Raw genomic sequence first — 18648 nt, 5'->3', positions numbered from 1 at the left:
ATTGGCCGGCCCTTTGTGTATCGGACATTCCAAGAGACTTTTCCCGAAAGCCACGGTTAGAGCTGCCCCCTTGGGTTTCCTCAAACCTTCAACACCCTGGTGACCTTGGACCTTTCGCAAACCGCGATCGGCGGCGCGCGTCCGCATTTCCTTCTGTTTCAGCTTGCGCATGCGGCGAGACATTAATATGAGTTTTATATACAAGTTTTATTCTGTCGCCTTGACTGTTGCGAGTTCGTTGCCGTGTGCCGTTCAATCCCTTTCTCCGATCGCCCTGCTTGGCAAGTCCAGGTTCCAGATCACGGCGCGAACTCTGTGCGGAACAGCAGCGCCTCATGACCTGGGACATACAAAAGCTCTTCCGGCGGCATTCCCTTGGCATTGCTAAGTCCTTGCGCCGCAATGGCCTCAGCGCGGAAACGGCAGCGGATCTCACTCAGGACGTTTTCGTGCGGGTGATCGCCTCTCCCCCTGGGCAGGCGTCCGAAACGCACAATCCCAAGGCCTATCTGTACCGGGCAGCCCGCAATCACGGGATCAATCACCAGCGGCGTGAAGCCCTCATCAAGACCGTTCCGCTTGACGACGAGGCAGCCATCAATCTGGCTGATCCTGCGCCTTCGCCGGAAAAAATCGTCTATTCCCGGCAATGTCTGGTTCAGACCCACAAGGTTCTGTCCGAGCTTCCCGATCGCACGCGGCGGGCCTTCGAGATGCACCGGCTGGGAGAGCGGACCATTGCCGAAGTGGCCGAAGAACTCGGAATTTCCACCACACGGGCCTGGGCACTCATCCGCGACGCCTATCGTCACCTGGTCCTGCACGTGGACGTTTCCTGATTTCCGGCGCCGGAAGGTGAAAATTCTGGCAGCCAGATTGTAGTACCTACCAGAGGCGGGTGACGTCACCAGGTCCTCAAGATGAGATGAGATGAACGAAACCCCATCAGATCAGGCGCGTTTGCTGGATGAAGCGATCGATCTGATCATCCGGTTCCAGGGCGACCCCGACAATCCCGTGTCGGATGAACTGATCCGCGCCTGGCGCGGCCGCAGCCCCTTGCATGAGCAAATCTGGACCCGCGTGTCGCGCGCCCATGGTGCTTCGGGCAAGATCCTGAATGAACAGCGGCGCCTCGAACGGCGGGACAGCCTTGGCCTCACACGGCGCAAGCTGCTGGTCGGTGGTGTGTCGGTACTGGGGATCGGGACTGCGGGATATGCCTTTGGTCCGGGGATGATCCTGGACGCCCGCGCCGACCACCGGACCGGAAAGGGCGAGATCCGAAGGATCCCCCTGCCGGATGGAAGCATTGCAACGCTGGGACCCGACAGTGCCATCGCCCTCCATTTTCAGGAGGCATTCCGGCAAGTCAGTCTGCTCTCCGGAATGGCGTTCTTTGAAGTGGCCAAGGACACGGCCCGCCCCTTTGCCGTCTCCTGCGGCACTGTCAGTGCAAGGGCCGTCGGGACGGCTTTCGATGTCTCGAATGATGCCGGTCTTGTGACTGTGGCAGTCGACCGCGGATCGGTTGAGGTCAGTGCCTCTCAGGCCCTGCTGTCCGACAATGTGGCACTGGACCAGGGGCAATGGGTTGCCGTTGACACCTCAACGGGCCGTGTTGACCGGGGCGAGCGGGAAAGCGGACAGATCGGCTCATGGCGCGACAAGCTGATCATCGCCGACGATCTGACCGTTGCTGCGCTTGTGGCACGGATTGGACGCTGGCTGCCCGGACGCATCATCTTTGCGGACCCGACAGTGGCCAATCTGCGCGTCAGCGGCATTTTCGATCTCACCGATCCGATGCGGACATTGGAAGCGGTCGTGCATCCGACAGGAGCACACGTCCGCAAGGTCGCGTCGCTGATCACGGTGATTTCGCCTCTCTGAAAAAACCCTCCAAAAAACTTGAGTTAAAAAGTGAAAATTCCTCTGCCCCGTTTGTAACAGAACCAGGGACAGAGAAAACGCGGCACGCATCGCGGCCTGCTCCCCTCAGGAAATACAAAGTTTTGGAAGGTCATAGGGCAATGGGGCACCGCAAACGCACTTCAGTTTTCAATCGCAAGAGCAAAGCGCTGGCATCGGCGCTGGTCCTGTCGAGCAGCTTGGGCTCCAGCCTGGTTATGATTTCGGCTCCCGCTTTGGCGCAAAGCCAGGCGGTGGCAGCCTATTCCGTGCCTGCAGGGCCTCTCCATCGTGCCTTGACCGCTTTCGGTCGCCAGGCCGGCTTGCAGGTGACCTACCTGTCTTCTGCGGCCTCCGGAAAGACCTCTCCCGGCTTCTCCGGGTCCGCGACCCGCGAGCAGGCGCTGGCGGAAATTCTCGCAGGTTCCGGCCTCACCTTTTCGTTCCCCAATGCAACCACAGTCGCGATATCGGCTCCGCATGCTGCAAATGGCGCGGTTCCGGATGATGGATCCACCCAGCTGGATGCCATCGCGGTTCAGGGCGAGAACGCCTGGGGACCGGTGGACGGCATCATCGCCACACAAAGCGCGACAGCTTCCAAAACCGGCACTTCGCTGAAGAACACGCCGCAGGCCGTCAATGTGGTGACCCGCGACCAGATGGAAGCCCAGGGAGCTGCCACAGTCACGCAGGTTCTTCGCTATACTCCAGGCGTTGTTGCCCAGTATTCTGACACGGATGTCCGTCATGACTGGCTGACCGTCCGCGGGTTCGTGCCCGGACGCTATCTCAATGGTCTCCGTCTTCCCTTCGGCGCACGCGGATATGCCCAGCCCAAAATCGAGCCCTATGGCCTCGAGCGCGCGGAAGTGATGAAGGGTCCAGCTTCGGTCCTCTACGGTCAGGGGCTCCCCGGCGGCATGCTGAACATGGTCAGCAAGCGCCCGCAGGAAGAGGAAATCCGGGAAATCGAGCTGCAATACGGCAGCCACAACCGGTTCCAGGCCGCCTTTGACCTGGGTGGGAAGGTCAATGAGGAAGGCACGCTGCTCTACCGTCTGGTGGGCGTCGGCCGCCTGAGCGACACACAATACGACTATGTCGAGGAGAAGAAAGGCTACATTGCCCCATCCTTCACCTACAAGCCGAATGACAGCACCTCTCTGACAGTTCTCGGCGAATATCAGAACATCGATTCACCGGGCGGTGGCGGTGCACCGGCCCTGACGGCAAACGGTACGCTCTACACGAGCGTTTTTGGCGAATTGCCGCGCAATGCGTTTCTCGGCGAACCGGATTATGACCGGTTCCAGAATGAGCAGGCCTTCCTTGGATATGAATTCAGCCATGAATTCGACGAGGTATGGACCGTGAAGCAGAACCTGCGTTACGGCTATGTCGATACGGACACCCAGCGCGTTCAGGCCTTTTGCCTGTCCGCGGCGTCCTGCGATCCTTCCTCCCTGTACCGCTACGCCTGGGCCTTCCCGGAGAGCTCGCGCCTTTTCACCGTCGACAATCAGGCAATTGCCCGGTTCTCGACCGGATCTGCGGCCCATACGGCCCTCCTCGGAGTGGACTATTCCTTTGAGGACAGCCAGTTCGAGGAATCCGCCCTTTCGGTGATCTATACGCCGTTCAACGTCTATAATCCGGTCTATGGCGCGACCAGCATCACCCGGCCGGCAACCGCGTTGCGGATCGATCAGGAACGGTCACAGATCGGCATCTATGCGCAGGACCAGATCGAGTGGGACAAGCTGGTCTTCACCTTCGGCGGCCGCTACGACTGGGCCAACACAGATACCCGTAATCGCACCAGTAGCGCAGACACCAGCGTCAATCAGACCGACGGCAAGTTCACCTGGCGCGCGGGACTGGTCTACAATTTCGACAACGGCATTTCCCCCTATGCCAGCTACTCCACCTCGTTCAATCCCGCGAGCGGAACCGACAGAAACGGCGTTGCCTTCGATCCGACAACGGGGGAACAGTTTGAAGTCGGTGTGAAGTTCCAGCCGGAAGGCATGAACAGCTTCGTGACGCTGTCCGCCTACCAACTGACCCAACAGAATGTCCTGACGCCGGACCCGGCCAATACCAGCTTCAAGGTGCAGACCGGCGAAGTGCGCATGCGTGGACTGGAGTTTGAAGGCAAGGCTGAAATCACCGATGCATTCTCGGTTATTGCCTCCTACGCCTATACGGACAGTGAAATCACCAGCGACAACGCCAACGCCAGCGGTGTCAGCAACAAGGGCAACCGCCTTGCCTTCGTTCCCGAACATCAGGCCGCACTCTGGCTTGATTATAGCGTCCTGTCCGACACCCCCTGGGGCGGTTTGAGCTTTGGTGCCGGGACACGCTACGTCGGCCAGACTTTCGGCGACAATGCCAATGTCTTCGATGTTCCTGGCTACACGCTCTTCGATGCCGCTGTGCGCTATGACTTCGGCAAGGCGGAGCCGAGGCTGGAAGGCCTCAAGGCTTCCGTGAATTTCAGCAATATCTTCGACAAGAAATACGTCTCTTCCTGTATCGGCTCGACTGGCTGCTACTGGGGCGAAGGCCGGACGATCTATGGCACGCTGAAATACACCTGGTAAGGCAAAGATGGCACATGTTGAAAGACTGGGCCTGTCGCGGCGGAGCTTTTCCGCCGCGATGCTTGCCATGCTGGCAATGCCCAGATCCGCGATGGCTCAGACCGGTAGTGACCGCATTGCCGTTCTGGACTGGCCCTGGGCAGAAACCCTTCTGGCGTTGAAGATTGCGCCTCTGGCCGTCGCTGAGGCCGGTCTCTACCGGAAAAGGGTCGTCACACCCGCTCTGCCGGACGGGACGATCGATCTCGGACTGCGGTCCTGGCCAAACATCGAATTGCTGAAATCCCTTCGTCCTGACTTGATCCTGACCCAGGCAAACTATGGGATCTCTGCAGCCATACTGGAACCGATTGCTCCGACGCTGGCGCTGCCCCTGTTCACCCCGGAGCGGCGCCCGCTTCATTTCGCGGAGGCTGGCTTGCTCGACATCGCCACGAGACTGGCGCGCGAGCCGCAGGCGGAGGCATTCCTCGCCTCTTTCAACGCCGAGCTTGAAGACATTCGCCAGAGCCTCTCTGGCTATGACGGCCGGCCGCTGCTCATCGCCAAGTTCGCGGATGACCGCATGCTTGACATCTATGGCCCCGGCAGCCTGTTTCAGGACGTGCTGGATCGGCTGGGCCTTGCGAATGCCTGGATACAGTCCGGCAATCATTGGGGATTTTCCACCGCGGGTCTTGATGCCATCGCCAGAGCCCCGGAAGCCCGTCTCGTCATCATCGAGCCGGGCCCCTCTTCTTCCCTGGCCTCCAGCGACCTGTGGAAGGCTCTTCCGGCTGTTCGTGCGGATAGGGTCGTCACCATTCCGCCGACATGGGTATTCGGAGGAATGCCCTCTGCCCGGCGCTTTGCGGCTGTTCTCGGGAAAGCGCTGGCATCAGCATGACCAAACGTCTCGCATTCCTTCTCACTCTTCTGACCCTTCCCGCCGTGGCCTTCACCCTGATCGGCTACAGTGCTCATGTGCCCTTATCGCGCATGGGGGCCGCGCTCCTTGACCCGGATACGGCCGTCTTTGGCGAAATTTATCTGCACCACTCACTCCTGCCGCGCTTTTTCGTTGCAATCCTTGCCGGGGCGGCCCTTGCCCTGTCCGGTGCCGTTTTCCAGCAGATCCTGAAAAACCCTCTGGCCGAGCCGAGCACGCTTGGCCTTCTGTCCGGTGCGCAACTGGCGATCATGATTGCTGTTCTTGTCGCTCCTGCACTTTCCATGGGATTGCGCGAACTGGCAGCCATCGCCGGAGGGTTCGGAACGCTCGGGCTCGTGTTCCTGCTGGCCTCAAGGCAAGGATTTTCCCCCGTCACCATGCTGCTTGCCGGCATGATCGTGAGCTTCTTTGCCGGGACAGCCTCGGTGGTTCTGGCGCTTTTCAATCACGAGTATCTGCGCTCGGTCTTCATCTGGGCGAGTGGGTCACTGATCCAGAATGATTTCTCAAATGCTCAAGCCCTGACCCTGCGCCTCCTTTTCTATGTGCCTTTGCTCCTCCTGCTGGTCCGCCCGCTGACGATTGCCGGTCTGGACGAGGCCAGCGGACGGAGTCTCGGCATTCCGGTGCGCACATTGCGGCTGGCAGCCCTGTCCCTTGCCACGCTTCTTGCGGCAACAGTGGTGGCCAGGGTCGGCGTGATTGCGTTTGTCGGGCTGGCCGCACCCCACCTTGCCCGTCTGGCGGGAGCCAGGACTTTCCCGCAGCGGCTCATCTGGTCGCCCGTCCTTGGCGCGTCTCTGCTTCTCTTGGCCGACGGTTCGGTCATGGTACTCTCGCGCTACATTGCCGAAGTTCCGACCGGAGCCGCCACCGCCTTCTTCGGCGCATTCATGCTTTTGCTTCTCTTGAAGAAAGTGCCTGCATCGGTTCCTTCGGCGAGCGACCGGTCAACCTCATCTCGCAGCAAGGTCCCGGCGCATTTCATGCTGGGCGTGGCCGTATTGCTGCTGCTTTGCGTGGCGCTCTTCTCCCTGACCGAGCACCTGTTTATCGGCACACTGCCTCTTTCGGAGCTGATGTCCGGCCGCTGGCCACGGATTCTGGCTTCCCTATGCGCGGGGGCAATGCTGGCTCTGGCCGGATCCATCATGCAATCCGTGACCGGGAACCCCCTCGCCAGCCCGGAGGGACTCGGTGTCAGTTCCGGCGCAGCGCTCGGCATTGTCGGAACGATGATGCTTGCCGGCACCTTTTCTCCCGGGGCGCTTCTCATGGGCGGGATCGGAGGGGCACTTGCAAGCTTTGCCGTGATGATGGTGATCACCCGCAACACGGCTCATGCTCCGGGCCCCGTGCTTCTGGCAGGGGCTGCTATCGGCACCTTCGCCGCAACATTGATTGCGCTTGTTCTGGCGAGCGGGGATCCCCGCGCGGTGTATGTGCTGGTCTGGTCCATGGGGCCGACCTACCGGGCCACAGCCATAACAGGGATTGCCGCGACTGGCGTGCTGATGCTGGCTCTTGTCGTCGTGCCGTTCTTTGCCCGCTGGCTGCAGATCCTTCCCCTGGGCGATCAGGCCGCACGCGGGCTCGGGATCGTGCCCTGGAAGGCGCGCGTAACGCTCCTGTCCCTGGCGGCAACCCTGACGGCAGCGGCAACCCTCATCGTCGGCCCGTTGAGCTTCGTCGGCCTGATAGCACCTCACATTGCCGCGATGACAACGCCGCCCAAAACTCTCAGCCGGGCCTTCTGCGCCACCGCGATTGGAGCTGCCCTAATGGTTTCGGCCGACTGGCTGGGCCGCAGCATCCACTTTCCCTACGAGATCCCGGCCGGCGTTCTCGCCGCCCTCATCGGCGGCCCCTACTTCCTCTGGCTGCTCTCCCGGAAAGGACGTTGAAGCCAGGTCCCTCCTGCATCCTGTCGGCATGAGGAGCCCGACCGGCGGACAAAGGGCAATTTCAATGCTGGGTAAGGGACTGGCTTGCGGAAACTGAAACGACTGGCGCAACCATGCGATCCATCACATCGTGTGGGCGCCCCTCCCACTCCGGGCGCCGCCACAGTCCAAGACCCCGCAGTTAGCTCAATGAGCAAGGCCAGACTTGCCATTCATGTGGCAATTCGAGTGGAACTTCTTCACCTCAAAACAGCCCAACCTGTCAGCAAAGGCATGGACCGCGGGAAGCCATCGCCCATTTTGCACTTGATCGTAAAATCTACGAAACGGGTCACTTGGCGGGCAAGGATACAGGTTTTTAAAACGACAAAATCCGGCGATTGCCGGATAAAATAACATTCTAGAGAGGAAAGTGGCGGAGAGGAAGGGATTCGAACCCTCGAGACGGTTCCCCGTCTACTCCCTTAGCAGGGGAGCGCCTTCGACCACTCGGCCACCTCTCCGGTGACTTTCGTTTACGCGGCAAAGGCCCACAGATCAAGACGTTTTTGGACCTGTGGAGAAAAATCAGCGAACAATCAACATGCCTTCAACAACAGGAACAAAAAGGAAACAAATGAGAGCATTTTGAATTCCCACCTCAGCTCGCGATAAAAGATGCTTGGCATACCGCTTTACCCAGCCCCAGGACTTCAGCCGCGTATGCATTTCCGTCGATCGCGTCATGTCCAGCTCGAGCCGATACACGTAGGCATTGACCCATGTTTGATTGACTACAGCATCAAGCTCTTTGTGGGTTTCCTTCTCCCCGATGTAGCAAGGCACAACACCATAATCGACGACATAGCGTCGAAGGTCCTGATCCCAGCCATCCAGATGCCACTCACACCGTTCATCCTGTACGTCGACACCAAGTGTCAGGATCACCGCTCCCGCGGGGATCTGGCCTCTCGCATAGTCCGAACCTAATGCGCAATCGCGCAACTCCCTCCAAGGAGGAGACTCCCCAGCTGCCTCATAGGCCTGCCCGACGACGTCATCGATTAACGTATGCTCCCAGGCCCTCTCCCTCAACTGTTCAGCCTCCTTTGCCCGAATGTTTGTGAACTCGGTCCGGAGCAGATGCAGAAATTCGCGCACAGGCACCTCAAACCTTGAAGCGACTGCCGCCGCCATTGTCGGCAAGGCGCCCCCAAAGGTCTGGATCATTTCCCCGGCGATCCGCATGTTTGCGGCCCGCACCTCTTCCGTGTCAGTGAAGCGCCCCTTCCGGGCCTGCTCATCTTCAGCCGCCTTCCGGCTTCTGATCTGCACCTGAAACAGGCGCTCACGCTTGAGCTGATCTTCGACCGGCTCCAAGTTTGGGCCTCCTGAAGAAAGGAAGCTTTCAGGAGGTTGTGCAAAGGCTCCAGACTTGGGTTTCGAAGATCTTCCCGAGCTCGCAGGTTTTGAGAGGCGGGTATCGATCCCGTTGCCCAGCATCTGGCCAATATCCAGATGGCGACGTAGCTGTTCACGGGCAATGGCAACGTTGATTTTGGCAAGCCTTCCCTCACCTTCCAGCGCGGCGCCCGTCAGTTTCCCTGATGTAAAGAGGGAAATTAGTGAAAAGCTTGGATGCAGGTTTTTCAGGTCAACGACTAGGGAATAGTCCACAAAACCTATCGACACATCAACTAGCCAACACACATATAATTTTCAGTGCTAGTATACCAAGCCATAAACAACTAATAATTTAAATCATCAACGAACGAAAAAATCAAAAGAGAAAACATGAAAAAGAAGACCTCATTAATATTATCTTGTGTTTTTCTTGTCGATTTCGCCGCAGTTATCACAATATCCTCAGGACAAAATTTTATAAATTACATAAAAATACCAGAATCAGTGCTTTGGATTATGCTAATTACACTATTTCCGACATTCCTATTCGGAATATCATTTACGATGGTAAATATAGTTATTCGCATAGCGGTAAAAGGAAACGATATTGAAAAATTAAAAGGAAATCCAATTATCTGGAGAGACTGACCTGCTCGCCTGAAAAAAACAAATGTAATAATAATATTTCCCCATCCAGATAAAAAATAATTCACTCCTGAAGCATAACCACAAACACATCATAGGTTAAACTATGAATCTTGAACTAATGATAAAATTTTTTACCAACATCGTGGTTTGCGCGATAGCCTCATCCATATCATTTTTCCTATTAAATCACCCTTACAATGCGATTGTATTCTTAACTATTTTACCGATATCAACATCGATTATGTTTTACCACCTATTCAAAATTGGAAGAAATATTTACAATGGAAACAAATAAATACGACAGACTTAGAATTCTCAGGCGCAAACCAAAATAATTGCCCTCCCCAATAAACCCACCAGAACTGTGACGAAAACATTTGCATGTATGCAGTTTTGTTCACTGAATATCGCCTCAAGAGCTATCGGATCACATTTCTGCGGCAGGGTCGCACTACGCCGAAAGAAGCGACCGGAACACTGATCCAGAACCCGAAGTTGAGCCCATCTGATGAAACCGGTCACTAATGGTCACGCCCTTCCCAAATTGATTATTTTGGCCGAGGTGGAGTGACATCCATGGACGGAAAATATTTCCAGAACGCCTCACTATAAAAATAAAGGAAAATCTATAACGAGGGAATACAATATCTGCTGAAAGACGCCTGGAAGATACACAGATCAGAATTATACCTCTGGATATTTACCTCTCTTTTCTACCTTACGTTCATTAAGGAACTTGACCAGACAAGATACACGCAAACGATGCTACTCATGATTATACTCCTTCCACCAATATCTATTATCCGCACCCTGTTCTCAGTCCGACGGTGCAAAAAGGCACAACACCTAGGAGATACCTCGCGCACCCCTGACAAGTCCGATCGGCACTGAAGTCTCGTTCCCCTGACGCAAAAAGCTGTCATCCAGGAACCCGATGCCAAGGAAGATCGCCGACGCCCTCTTTGCCCAACGGCTTCACAAGCCCAATCAGGCCGTAATGATCGTGATGCACTCCTCCTGAGCGATCATCTCAGGATCAGGGTAAGCTCTTTTGGTAGTTTCAAGATTGGCGCTCGCAGCCTCCATGCTCCGAAGGCAAAGGTCCGGATCTTCCTGAAGACCTCCATTGCGAAAATCTGGAACGGCAGATACCCCCTGCTTCATCGCGATGACCTCCCTCCCGCAGCTGCGAAATCAGCACCTCAGGAGGTATAAATTTTGATTAAAGCCCAATAAATAGCCCCCCCCGCCCCAGATCTCGTCCACACCTCCCACGAATGCACTTTCTTCAAGGACATTCTGTTTTCAGAGAAGAGGGTGAAAGTTCTTTCGAGAAAGCAATGACGGATCCAGCATGGACTAAGATGCCGTTCACAGAAGTAACGACTGAGAGCTGCACCTGTCCACCCAACTGACTCTATGGTCTTACTGGAGAGTGCGGCCTTTGCGAGGGCGTCTTTCAGACCAATGTTCAAGGTCTACACTTCGCCCCAGAACGTGGAATAAGCATGCTAGCAGGATAGTCGCATTTTGCCTTTTGCAAGGATTGGCACACCGGATCAGGAACAGGAGTTGCACCAAGCTAGTTATGCCCATCACCAACGACTTGGAGGCCATCCAAAGTGTTTTCCTCTTCCGCCGATTTGAGATGAAGCCTTTGGGTGGCAATTATCTATAAGATTGACAAAGGGATAAAATGAAATGGGACGCCTGAAGCCGGTTAACTTAATTATAGCGATCACACTTGCTGCACTTATCACGCCTTATTCAAACACTGCGTTGCAAGCGCAATCTAATTGCTTGGGATTAGACGGACATGAACATACGGATGTATCTCAGGCGATAGCCAATTTAACGAGCGGGGAATATGAGAAATTTTTAAAAATCTCAGATAAGAACATACACCTTTCAGATGATGAAAAGAACAATCTCATCAACGGCCTAAAAAATATCTCATCAAGCGGTTTTAATCAATGCAGATTGATAGCATCAACTAATATTTCAAGCGTCATTGATAGATATTTATTTGAATTAAAGAATCAAAAAGGAATTATTTTCTTTAACGTAGTTGCATTCAAACACCAGAGAGGTTTTCCAGAAGGCATTATGAGTTATAATATCTCAACGAATTTCTCTGAAATCATTTCGAACTGGCGATAGCAATGTCAGAAGCAAATGCTCCTTTGGCGTATCAGTCTCTTCAGAATCAGACCAATTCAGCCAGGGCTGCATAACTTAGACCAAACGGCCTCGGGCATACCCAATGCGGTTCACTTGGCCGGTTCTCAACCTCTACCAGCAGAGCGCCAAGTTCAAAGCTCTGGCGCTCGGCACTCAACGCGCTCGTGCAAACATCATAGAGGATATCCTGATCAAGAATGCCAAGCTTCACCTCCAGGATATAACTGAGAAGACAATCAGGCAGGGTCGCACTTCGCCGAACGAAACGACCCGGAACACTGATACATAACCCGAAGTTGCGCAATCTGATGAAACCGGTCACTATTGGTCATAAGGCCGCCCAAAGTGATTGTTTTTTCCGAAGATGCGGCATAAAGGCGATCGGATGAAACTATATTATGAGCTTTGGAAAAAGAAACATTATAAATTTCTTAAATTTTCGCTTTGTTACATTCGTTATTACTCCAACCATCTCGTAGTGATTTGGATCGTTGCAACAGTCTTTTCGAGCCATTCTTTTGCTGGACAAATTGACTGCAACCGCTATCGCCACGGTCAGTTGTTCGAAACGATAATTTCGAATGAGCCATACGGTTCCAAGAGGACCAAAATTCGGTTCGATCCTGCGTATCTGAACGAACTGATGATTTTTGGCATGCCTGTTGCGCGCGAGACACAAAAGCAGCGGGTGAAAACGAGTGAACTGTTTGACATCGACGTATTTACAGGACGTCCAGTAGGTCGCGAAACCTATAAGGCCAAGAACATTGGACCAGGAATGGAGACCCATTTCAGGCTGCTGGTCAACCAGCTCCACTCCCTGGATGTATGGGAGCGAATTTACATAACCGCGGGGATCGGTTTGAAAAAGCCTCGGCCGGAATTGAATTTCATGAACCACACGGACAATGGCTTGGAAGAATTTACATCTTCAGAGATGCCAAAAAACTGGAAAGATAGAGATGATTACTTTGTCCTAAAAGTAAATGGAAGGGTCGAAGGAATAGTTGTTTGCAATAAGGAAATTGGTCACATCACAAATCCTCAGTGCACTCTTAACAGCAGTGCTGGCATTCTAACATATAGCGCAGACTTCCGAAGGTCGCTGATAAATGACCTGCGGAGCATAAAGGATCAATCTGATAGCTTTTCGATTTGCCTTACACAGTAGGTCCGAAAATGCAGAAATCTATTGGTCCCGAAGAGCTTGGTCTCCTCGTTTGGAGAACAGGCTAACCTCAAACCGCGGACTTGTCAGGGGAGCAGGTCACACCGAGTGGATGAATCCGCGTAAGCGAAATATTTCGCCGCACCTGCGGTTAAGTAATTGGAATTAACAACAGTTCAAAGGGAGGTGGCGACCCCGACAGGATTCGAACCTGTGACCATTCGCTTAGAAGGCGAGTGCTCTATCCAGCTGAGCTACGGGGCCGTAGGCCGGGCAAGGAAACTTTGCCCGGAGAGTTTACCAGGAAGCGCAGACCTCAGTGGGTCCAGGGGGCGTTCCGGGTGAACTTGAAGTTGTCGGAATAAGACGCACCGCGAACCGTGCGCTCGCGCGGCTCTTCCACGCGGAAGGGAATGCCGTTGCGCTTCGCGTAGGCGACAGCATCGTCCTTGTCTTCGAAGAACAGACGGATCTGCTGCTTCATGTCAGAGGAGGATGTATAGCCCATGAGGGGCTCGACCGAACGTGCAACTTCCGGCTCATAGTCAAGGACCCAGCGCTGGGTCTTGCCCTTGCCCGACTGCATGGCCGTCTTGGCCGGACGATAGATGCGCGCAACCATGGCTGCTCGTTCCTCTTCAATGCGCACGGGACCCTTGATCAACCCAGTCCCGGCATTTTCCATGGCTAGGTTTTTCCCGCCTTTGATCGCGAAGTCAACACCGCAGCCGCATATGCCCACTATCTCCTGCAGCAATTACCCGAAGTTAACCAGCTGGCAAGGTAACGCCATCAAAAAAATTGCAACCCAAGGTGTAATGTGCAATTGGTTTTCCCAGAGGCTGACAACTCTTAGGATGTCGCCCACGAATCCTGAGATGCGCGGAAGAAGATCGAATCCCATGCAGATGTCGCCTTATTTCAGCAGTGCGGACTATATCCACGAACATGTTCAGCCTGAGGACAAATCCCTGGCGGACCTCAAAAGGGAAGTGGATAAGCACAATCTTTCCGAGATGTGGGACATGATCCTCACCCTGGATTATGAAGTTAATAACGTTCGGGAGTTAAGCCGGGAGACACGAGAAGAATTCTGCGGTATTGTTTCCTTGCTGTTAAAGGCTTTTTCCAAGTAGACAAACCGCATGCGTAAGGATCGCGGCTAATTTGCTGACACGCAACAGGACAGTGTTCACTCAGCTGGGCACGGATGCGATAGAGAAAGGCTTGGCTGATCCGCAGCTTTCAGCCTTTTACGATAGCATGATGTCGTCTTCCGGACTGGTCTCCGAGAAGCTGCGTGAACACATGCCTTACCTAAGCCTTTGCTCCGACAAGATTACTCCGCTCGCCCCACCTCCGATCTTCTACGTCGGGCGCCGTGCAAGCCAGCGCATCCTGTTCGGTGAGGAATGGGCTATGCAGCATGACGAAGAACTGCGGACACCGGATCCGGAACTCGAGCAGGCCTCTGCAGAGGCCTATCGCTATGCCCTGGAAGAACAGCCTTACTATGGCTATGCCCGCACGCGGCTGAACTTGGGTGGCAAGGTGGTGGACATCGCCTTCGAGCGGCTGATCGTGGCCCTGCGGCCCACACCGACGTCAGAGCGCCGGTTCTGCGCCTATTTCGGCGTCATTCAAGATCTTCAGCAATTATAGTCCGCGCCAGCGTCACAAGATCATTGTGGTTTGAATAGACCAGCCAGTCGTCAGGTCGGATATGACCTGGCGGCGTGATCCAGTGTGTGCCACGGGGCACGAAGCGGCGATAGCCGACCCGGATGCCAAAACCCTTCTTGGCATTCTGGGCCGCCATCAGGCCATAAAGATAGTCGGGTGACCATTTCAGCAATGAAATCAGGAAACCGAGCTGGGTGAGCGCCTCTGCCAGCCCCTTGCCCCTTGCGTCCCGGCGAAGCCACAGGTTTCCATGATAGACAATCTTGCCGCGCATGAAGAAGGCATCATGGGCGTGATCCTCGCCAAGTTCCGCGTGCGCGCCCGGATCCACGAAGATACGCCGGTGCTGCTGCTGCCAGTATTGACCAAGGCTCCGGTCACGCAGATCCTCAAGCTTGGCCGCCTGCACAGAGACCGGCTCGCCCGCACTGTCCCAGGCTCCGATCCAGAAGGCGGACGTGCCGTGCAGGTCGAAGAAGCGGGTGGAGAAGTCCTCCATCAGATACTTGTCTTCGGTCGCCCGGATCGTGTCCTCGAACAGGGTGAAATCGGTGCTCTCGCGCAGCTTCAGCCCAGCCGAACGAATCTGCTGCTGCAGCAGCCCGGCCGCCCTTGCGACATCCAGTGTCTCATCACCGATCTGATCCGCCTGCATGGCCCCCAACCAGTTTTCTTTCATGGTTTCAAGTCGTTGCGGGCATCCTGCTCAACTTCTGGTCTTAATGAAAGACCGGAAACGGCTATCGTCATTTTCTCCAATGAAAATATTGACGATTCTCTCGGCACTCCTGACCAATCGGGAGGCAGCCGCACTCCCGCAAACCGGAACGCACGTACCCCGGCTCGATTTAAGAGCACACCGTCGCAAGCGATTGGAATCAATTCCTTTTTCCCGCGTCCAGTCAGGAGAAAATCGCAAAAATGGGAAAACTTCATAACAATCAGGGCCGGTGGCCGTCACCGACACATATCCCCTGCAAACAAGAGGGGCATTTGTTCATCTGAAGGGAAGTTCCGGCCCGAGTCTCCCAGGAGCTGCACAACCCATGGGACATATCCCGCTTGCAGATTCGTATGGGCCCGTCCGGGGCGATCCCCTGCCCGCGGCTCGAAAGAAGGTCTAGCAACGGCGCCAAGGCGCACAGCAGGCATGAAAAAGATGACGGCAGACAGCACAAGGCACTCACGCTGAAACAGCGTCGCCCAAATCACTAATGCAGAAAGGGAGAGTTGGTCGGGGCAGCAAGATTCGAACTTGCGACCCTCTGGTCCCAAACCAGATGCGCTACCAGGCTGCGCTATGCCCCGACGTTGTGGGCTTGGGTTTATCCACCCGGCAGAGGTTCGTCAAGGCCGAACAAAACTCGAATATTCAGCATTCCACGAACTTTCCGGGGAAAGTAACCCGGAATAGTCCCGGACAGCTCTCCCCAATGCTTCCGGCCTTTCACGCGAGGTTCCCTCGGTGCGAAGAGCCCGACAAGGCCACCATGCGGGAGCACCATCAAACTCCTTCAATCCATCCAAGCGCGTTTGCAACTCGAAACTCTTCTGCGTCCTTTTCCTTCGAAGAGCCTGCCAGGAGATCTCCCGGCCTCAAACCGGACAAGTCGGCTTCAGAAGCCCTATGCACCAAGTACCCATTTAGCAGGCCACTTATGTTTTCGCGGCCAACTCTGTTCCCTGAATGGACCTCATAACAAAAGAAGCGCGACAACAAAGATCCATCGGCGTCCAGATCAAGTTCGATCATTCGTTTGGCAACTGAAATGCCATCTCTTCCGTCGGCAAGGTCGTGATCAAATGATGCGAACAGAGGCAACCCAAACTGAGAAAACAGGTCAATCGCTTCCTTGTAGGATCTAGCAATTTTCCAGCTTCCAAGCAGGCGCGGCTCTGTATTCGGAGGTGCCGTCGGCAAATCCATCGCCTTTCGCCATTCTGGATTCTCAATCGAGATTTCTGGCCTCCGGAAATTGTCCGCATCATCATCGAGAAAAAGTTTCCAGATCAAATCCAACCCCAAGATTTCAGCGCATTGGCATTGCAATCATGATTTCAAAGCCACACCAACTCCAAATAAAATCAGGTAGCTAAGCGCACAATAGATCGGCTCACGATCGATGGCACGTTGTCTGCCTCTCTCAGAGAACAACCAAATCAGTTGCGCTGCCGGAAATGACACTGCCCCCCTGGGACTTCCTTCACGCTGGCTGGATGAGAATGGCGCCCTTGACGCTTCTGGCTTCGGCCGCTCTGTGAACGCCGGCAATGTCTTCAAGCGGGAATCTGGCGCCGATGTCTACGCCGACATGCCCCTTGGCGATGGCGTCGAAGAGGTCAGCAGCATTCGCACGGAAGGTGTCCGGATCAGAATTATGGGGAAAGACAGAAGGGCGCGTGAAGAACAGGCAGCCCTTCTTGTTGAGAAGATCCGGATCAATTGCCGGCGCCTTTCCGGAAGCCGCCCCATAGGAAACCACCAGGCCGAAGGGCGCGACACAGTCCAGCGTCTGCAGCAATGTGTCCTTGCCCACCGCATCATAGGCAACCCTCGCCTTCTCGCCGCCGGTCGCCGTCAGGAAGGCAGACGGCCAGTCAGGATCACGCAGATCAATGACCGCCTCGCAGCCGGCCGCAAGCGCAACGTCGCGTTTTTCCGGCGAGCCGGTGGTTCCGATCACCCTTGCGCCCAGGGCGGTTGCCCAGCGGGTCAGGATCTGGCCGACCCCACCGGCCGCAGAATGAACCAGCAGCAAGTCGCCGGCCTTCACTTCATAGGTCCGCCGCAGCAGGTACTGCGCCGTCATGCCCTTGAAAAGCACCGTGGCGGCGGCTTCATCACTGACAGTATCTGGCAGTTTCAGGAGCTTGTCGGCGGCAACATTGCGGCGTTCAGAATATGCACCAACGCCTGCATTCATGTAGGCGACCCTGTCCCCTTCGGACAGGCCGGTAACGCCCTCACCCACCGCTTCGACAATGCCTGCTGCCTCGAAGCCCAGACCGGTCGGCAGGGGGAGCGGATAGATGCCCTTGCGCTGATAAATGTCGATGAAATTGAAACCGATGGCCGTGTGGCGGACCTGCACTTCCCCCGCTAGCGGCGCCGGGATCTCGCGGGACACGACCTGCATGACATCAGGCTCGCCAAAGGCGGTCAGTTCCACTACACGATTCATGCTCATGGTATATTCGCTCCCAGAATCCTGCGTGATGAGGCTTCATCACAATAGGTACGAATATTATAGTACCAACTTTCCGGAAGGAAGGAAGACCGCTTGCCCGATAAAAATGGCCACCCGAGTGTTGAGGAAATGGAGTTAGGTGCAATCTTCTCAGCGCTTGGCGATCCCCTGCGCCTGAAGGTGGTCCTGGCACTGGCTGCCGACCCGGCAGACGCCCGCATGTGCGGTTCGTTCGAGCTGCCCGTCGCCAAGGCAACCCGGACCTATCATTTCCGCGTCCTGCGGGAATCCGGCCTCATCCGGCAGGTCGATCACGGCAATGGCCGCTCCAACACCCTGCGGCTGGAAGAATTGCGGCAGCGGTTTCCTGCGCTTGTCGAGCTGATCCTGACCGAGGCAAAGACCGGAGCATTCCGGCCCTTGAAACTGGAAGACCTGACAGCAAAGGCATGAGCAGCCTCTCCTGTGCCAAGGCCCGCCCCTGAGAAAAGGGATCAGGGCGCCGTAATTGAGGCCGAGGCCAGCTTGCTGCCCGGACCGATGCCCAGACGTTCCGCCATGCCGGCATTCAGCTCCAGAACATATTTTGCAGCGCCCCTGGATGGAATGATCCGCTCTGAAAACGGCGTGGTATTGGCGGCAACATGCACGACCTTGCCGGTTTCCGAAGCAAAAATGATATCAAGCGGCAGCGGCGTGTTCTTCATCCAGAAATAACGGTCCCCCGCCTCCGGAAAGACGAAAAGCATGCCATGATCTTCCGGCATTTCCTCACGGTACATCAGCCCGAGAGCCCGCTCCTCATCCGTATCGGCAACTTCCACCTGGAACACATGATCCTGTCCGGAAGCAGATGCGGTCAGAGTTTCGACCGGCAGCTTCAGTTCCTGGGCAAGAACCGGAGTGACACTGACAGATCCAGCGGCCAGGCCGAAGATCAGGGCAAGACACAGGCTCAAGGCGGGCAGAAGGCGCCGGGAGAAGGACAGGAGAAATGTCCGGGAGACTGTTCCCTGAAACGCCTGAAACACACCTGCCATGC

General features: G+C 55.5%; 17 protein-coding genes and 3 tRNA genes. 11 read left to right on the top strand and 9 right to left on the bottom strand.

What is annotated here, in order from left to right; genetic code table 11:
- The first annotated feature begins 335 nt into the window (after positions 1–335).
- The 5 genes from BUA94_RS21505 to fhuB all read left to right on the top strand — a co-directional run bounded on the left by BUA94_RS21505 (position 336) and on the right by fhuB (position 7355).
- The gene (locus tag BUA94_RS21505; RefSeq protein WP_073015437.1) at positions 336–839 is read left to right on the top strand and encodes a sigma-70 family RNA polymerase sigma factor; all 504 of its coding nucleotides are present in this window, start codon (positions 336–338) and stop codon (positions 837–839) included.
- A gap of 91 nt (positions 840–930) precedes the next feature.
- Complete coding sequence (locus tag BUA94_RS21500; protein WP_073015436.1) at positions 931–1893, top strand: FecR family protein; 963 nt, start codon at positions 931–933, stop codon at positions 1891–1893.
- A 140-nt stretch (positions 1894–2033) separates the two neighbouring features.
- Positions 2034–4520 (top strand): TonB-dependent siderophore receptor, encoded by a 2487-nt coding sequence (locus tag BUA94_RS21495; RefSeq protein ID WP_073015435.1) that lies wholly within the window; start codon positions 2034–2036, stop codon positions 4518–4520.
- Positions 4521–4527: 7 nt separating this feature from the next.
- Positions 4528–5406, top strand: coding sequence for an ABC transporter substrate-binding protein (locus BUA94_RS21490; protein ID WP_073015434.1), 879 nt, complete (start codon positions 4528–4530; stop codon positions 5404–5406).
- Complete coding sequence (gene fhuB / locus BUA94_RS21485) at positions 5403–7355, top strand: Fe(3+)-hydroxamate ABC transporter permease FhuB (RefSeq protein WP_073015433.1); 1953 nt, start codon at positions 5403–5405, stop codon at positions 7353–7355. Before BUA94_RS21490 ends, fhuB begins: the two co-directional genes overlap by 4 nt.
- 413 nt (positions 7356–7768) lie before the next feature.
- Here fhuB and BUA94_RS21480 read toward each other — a convergent pair.
- A tRNA-Ser gene (locus BUA94_RS21480) sits at positions 7769–7858 on the bottom strand.
- Between the two features lie 64 nt (positions 7859–7922).
- The gene (locus tag BUA94_RS21475; protein ID WP_139251247.1) at positions 7923–9011 is read right to left on the bottom strand and encodes a terminase gpA endonuclease subunit; all 1089 of its coding nucleotides are present in this window, start codon (positions 9009–9011) and stop codon (positions 7923–7925) included.
- Between the two features lie 117 nt (positions 9012–9128).
- Between BUA94_RS21475 and BUA94_RS23720 the strand changes: the two genes are divergently transcribed.
- The 3 genes from BUA94_RS23720 (at position 9129) to BUA94_RS21465 (ending at position 12738) form a co-directional block, all read left to right on the top strand.
- Positions 9129–9386 (top strand): hypothetical protein, encoded by a 258-nt coding sequence (locus BUA94_RS23720; RefSeq protein ID WP_208980194.1) that lies wholly within the window; start codon positions 9129–9131, stop codon positions 9384–9386.
- A 1701-nt stretch (positions 9387–11087) separates the two neighbouring features.
- Positions 11088–11546 (top strand): hypothetical protein, encoded by a 459-nt coding sequence (locus BUA94_RS23445; protein WP_139251246.1) that lies wholly within the window; start codon positions 11088–11090, stop codon positions 11544–11546.
- A gap of 406 nt (positions 11547–11952) precedes the next feature.
- A complete protein-coding gene (locus tag BUA94_RS21465; RefSeq protein ID WP_073015430.1) occupies positions 11953–12738 on the top strand; it encodes a hypothetical protein in 786 nt (261 codons plus the stop codon).
- Between the two features lie 184 nt (positions 12739–12922).
- On the opposite strand, the gene BUA94_RS21460 is transcribed toward BUA94_RS21465, so the two are convergent.
- Positions 12923–12999 (bottom strand) — tRNA-Arg (locus BUA94_RS21460).
- A 52-nt stretch (positions 13000–13051) separates the two neighbouring features.
- Positions 13052–13357 carry an ETC complex I subunit gene (locus BUA94_RS21455; RefSeq protein ID WP_073015511.1) on the bottom strand — a complete coding sequence of 102 codons (306 nt, stop codon included), beginning with the start codon at positions 13355–13357 and terminating at the stop codon, positions 13052–13054.
- Between BUA94_RS21455 and BUA94_RS23440 the strand changes: the two genes are divergently transcribed.
- Positions 13344–13871, top strand: coding sequence for a hypothetical protein (locus BUA94_RS23440; protein WP_139251245.1), 528 nt, complete (start codon positions 13344–13346; stop codon positions 13869–13871). The two genes, BUA94_RS21455 and BUA94_RS23440, sit on opposite strands and share 14 nt — an antisense overlap.
- A 91-nt stretch (positions 13872–13962) precedes the next feature.
- Positions 13963–14397, top strand: coding sequence for a hypothetical protein (locus tag BUA94_RS21445; RefSeq protein ID WP_208980193.1), 435 nt, complete (start codon positions 13963–13965; stop codon positions 14395–14397).
- Here BUA94_RS21445 and BUA94_RS21440 read toward each other — a convergent pair.
- The 4 genes from BUA94_RS21440 to BUA94_RS21425 form a co-directional block, all read right to left on the bottom strand.
- A complete protein-coding gene (locus BUA94_RS21440) occupies positions 14372–15097 on the bottom strand; it encodes a hypothetical protein (RefSeq protein ID WP_208980192.1) in 726 nt (241 codons plus the stop codon). The two genes, BUA94_RS21445 and BUA94_RS21440, sit on opposite strands and share 26 nt — an antisense overlap.
- A gap of 552 nt (positions 15098–15649) precedes the next feature.
- Positions 15650–15726 (bottom strand) — tRNA-Pro (locus tag BUA94_RS21435).
- Positions 15727–15922: 196 nt separating this feature from the next.
- Positions 15923–16432: a cyclic-phosphate processing receiver domain-containing protein gene (locus BUA94_RS21430; RefSeq protein ID WP_139251244.1), complete on the bottom strand. Its 510-nt coding sequence runs from the start codon at positions 16430–16432 to the stop codon at positions 15923–15925.
- A gap of 190 nt (positions 16433–16622) precedes the next feature.
- The gene (locus BUA94_RS21425; RefSeq protein WP_073015426.1) at positions 16623–17606 is read right to left on the bottom strand and encodes a quinone oxidoreductase family protein; all 984 of its coding nucleotides are present in this window, start codon (positions 17604–17606) and stop codon (positions 16623–16625) included.
- A 93-nt stretch (positions 17607–17699) separates the two neighbouring features.
- On the opposite strand from BUA94_RS21425, the gene BUA94_RS21420 reads away from it, so the two are divergent.
- A complete protein-coding gene (locus tag BUA94_RS21420; RefSeq protein ID WP_175558101.1) occupies positions 17700–18059 on the top strand; it encodes an ArsR/SmtB family transcription factor in 360 nt (119 codons plus the stop codon).
- 41 nt (positions 18060–18100) lie between these two features.
- Here BUA94_RS21420 and BUA94_RS21415 read toward each other — a convergent pair whose 3' ends face one another.
- Positions 18101–18646, bottom strand: coding sequence for a DUF192 domain-containing protein (locus BUA94_RS21415; protein WP_084082191.1), 546 nt, complete (start codon positions 18644–18646; stop codon positions 18101–18103).
- Positions 18647–18648: the final 2 nt, after the last annotated feature.

This window comes from Roseibium suaedae (assembly GCF_900142725.1).
In the GTDB taxonomy this organism is placed as follows: domain Bacteria; phylum Pseudomonadota; class Alphaproteobacteria; order Rhizobiales; family Stappiaceae; genus Roseibium; species Roseibium suaedae.
Note: the sequence above shows the minus strand (reverse complement) of the source record. Positions and strands in the feature narration are given on the sequence as shown.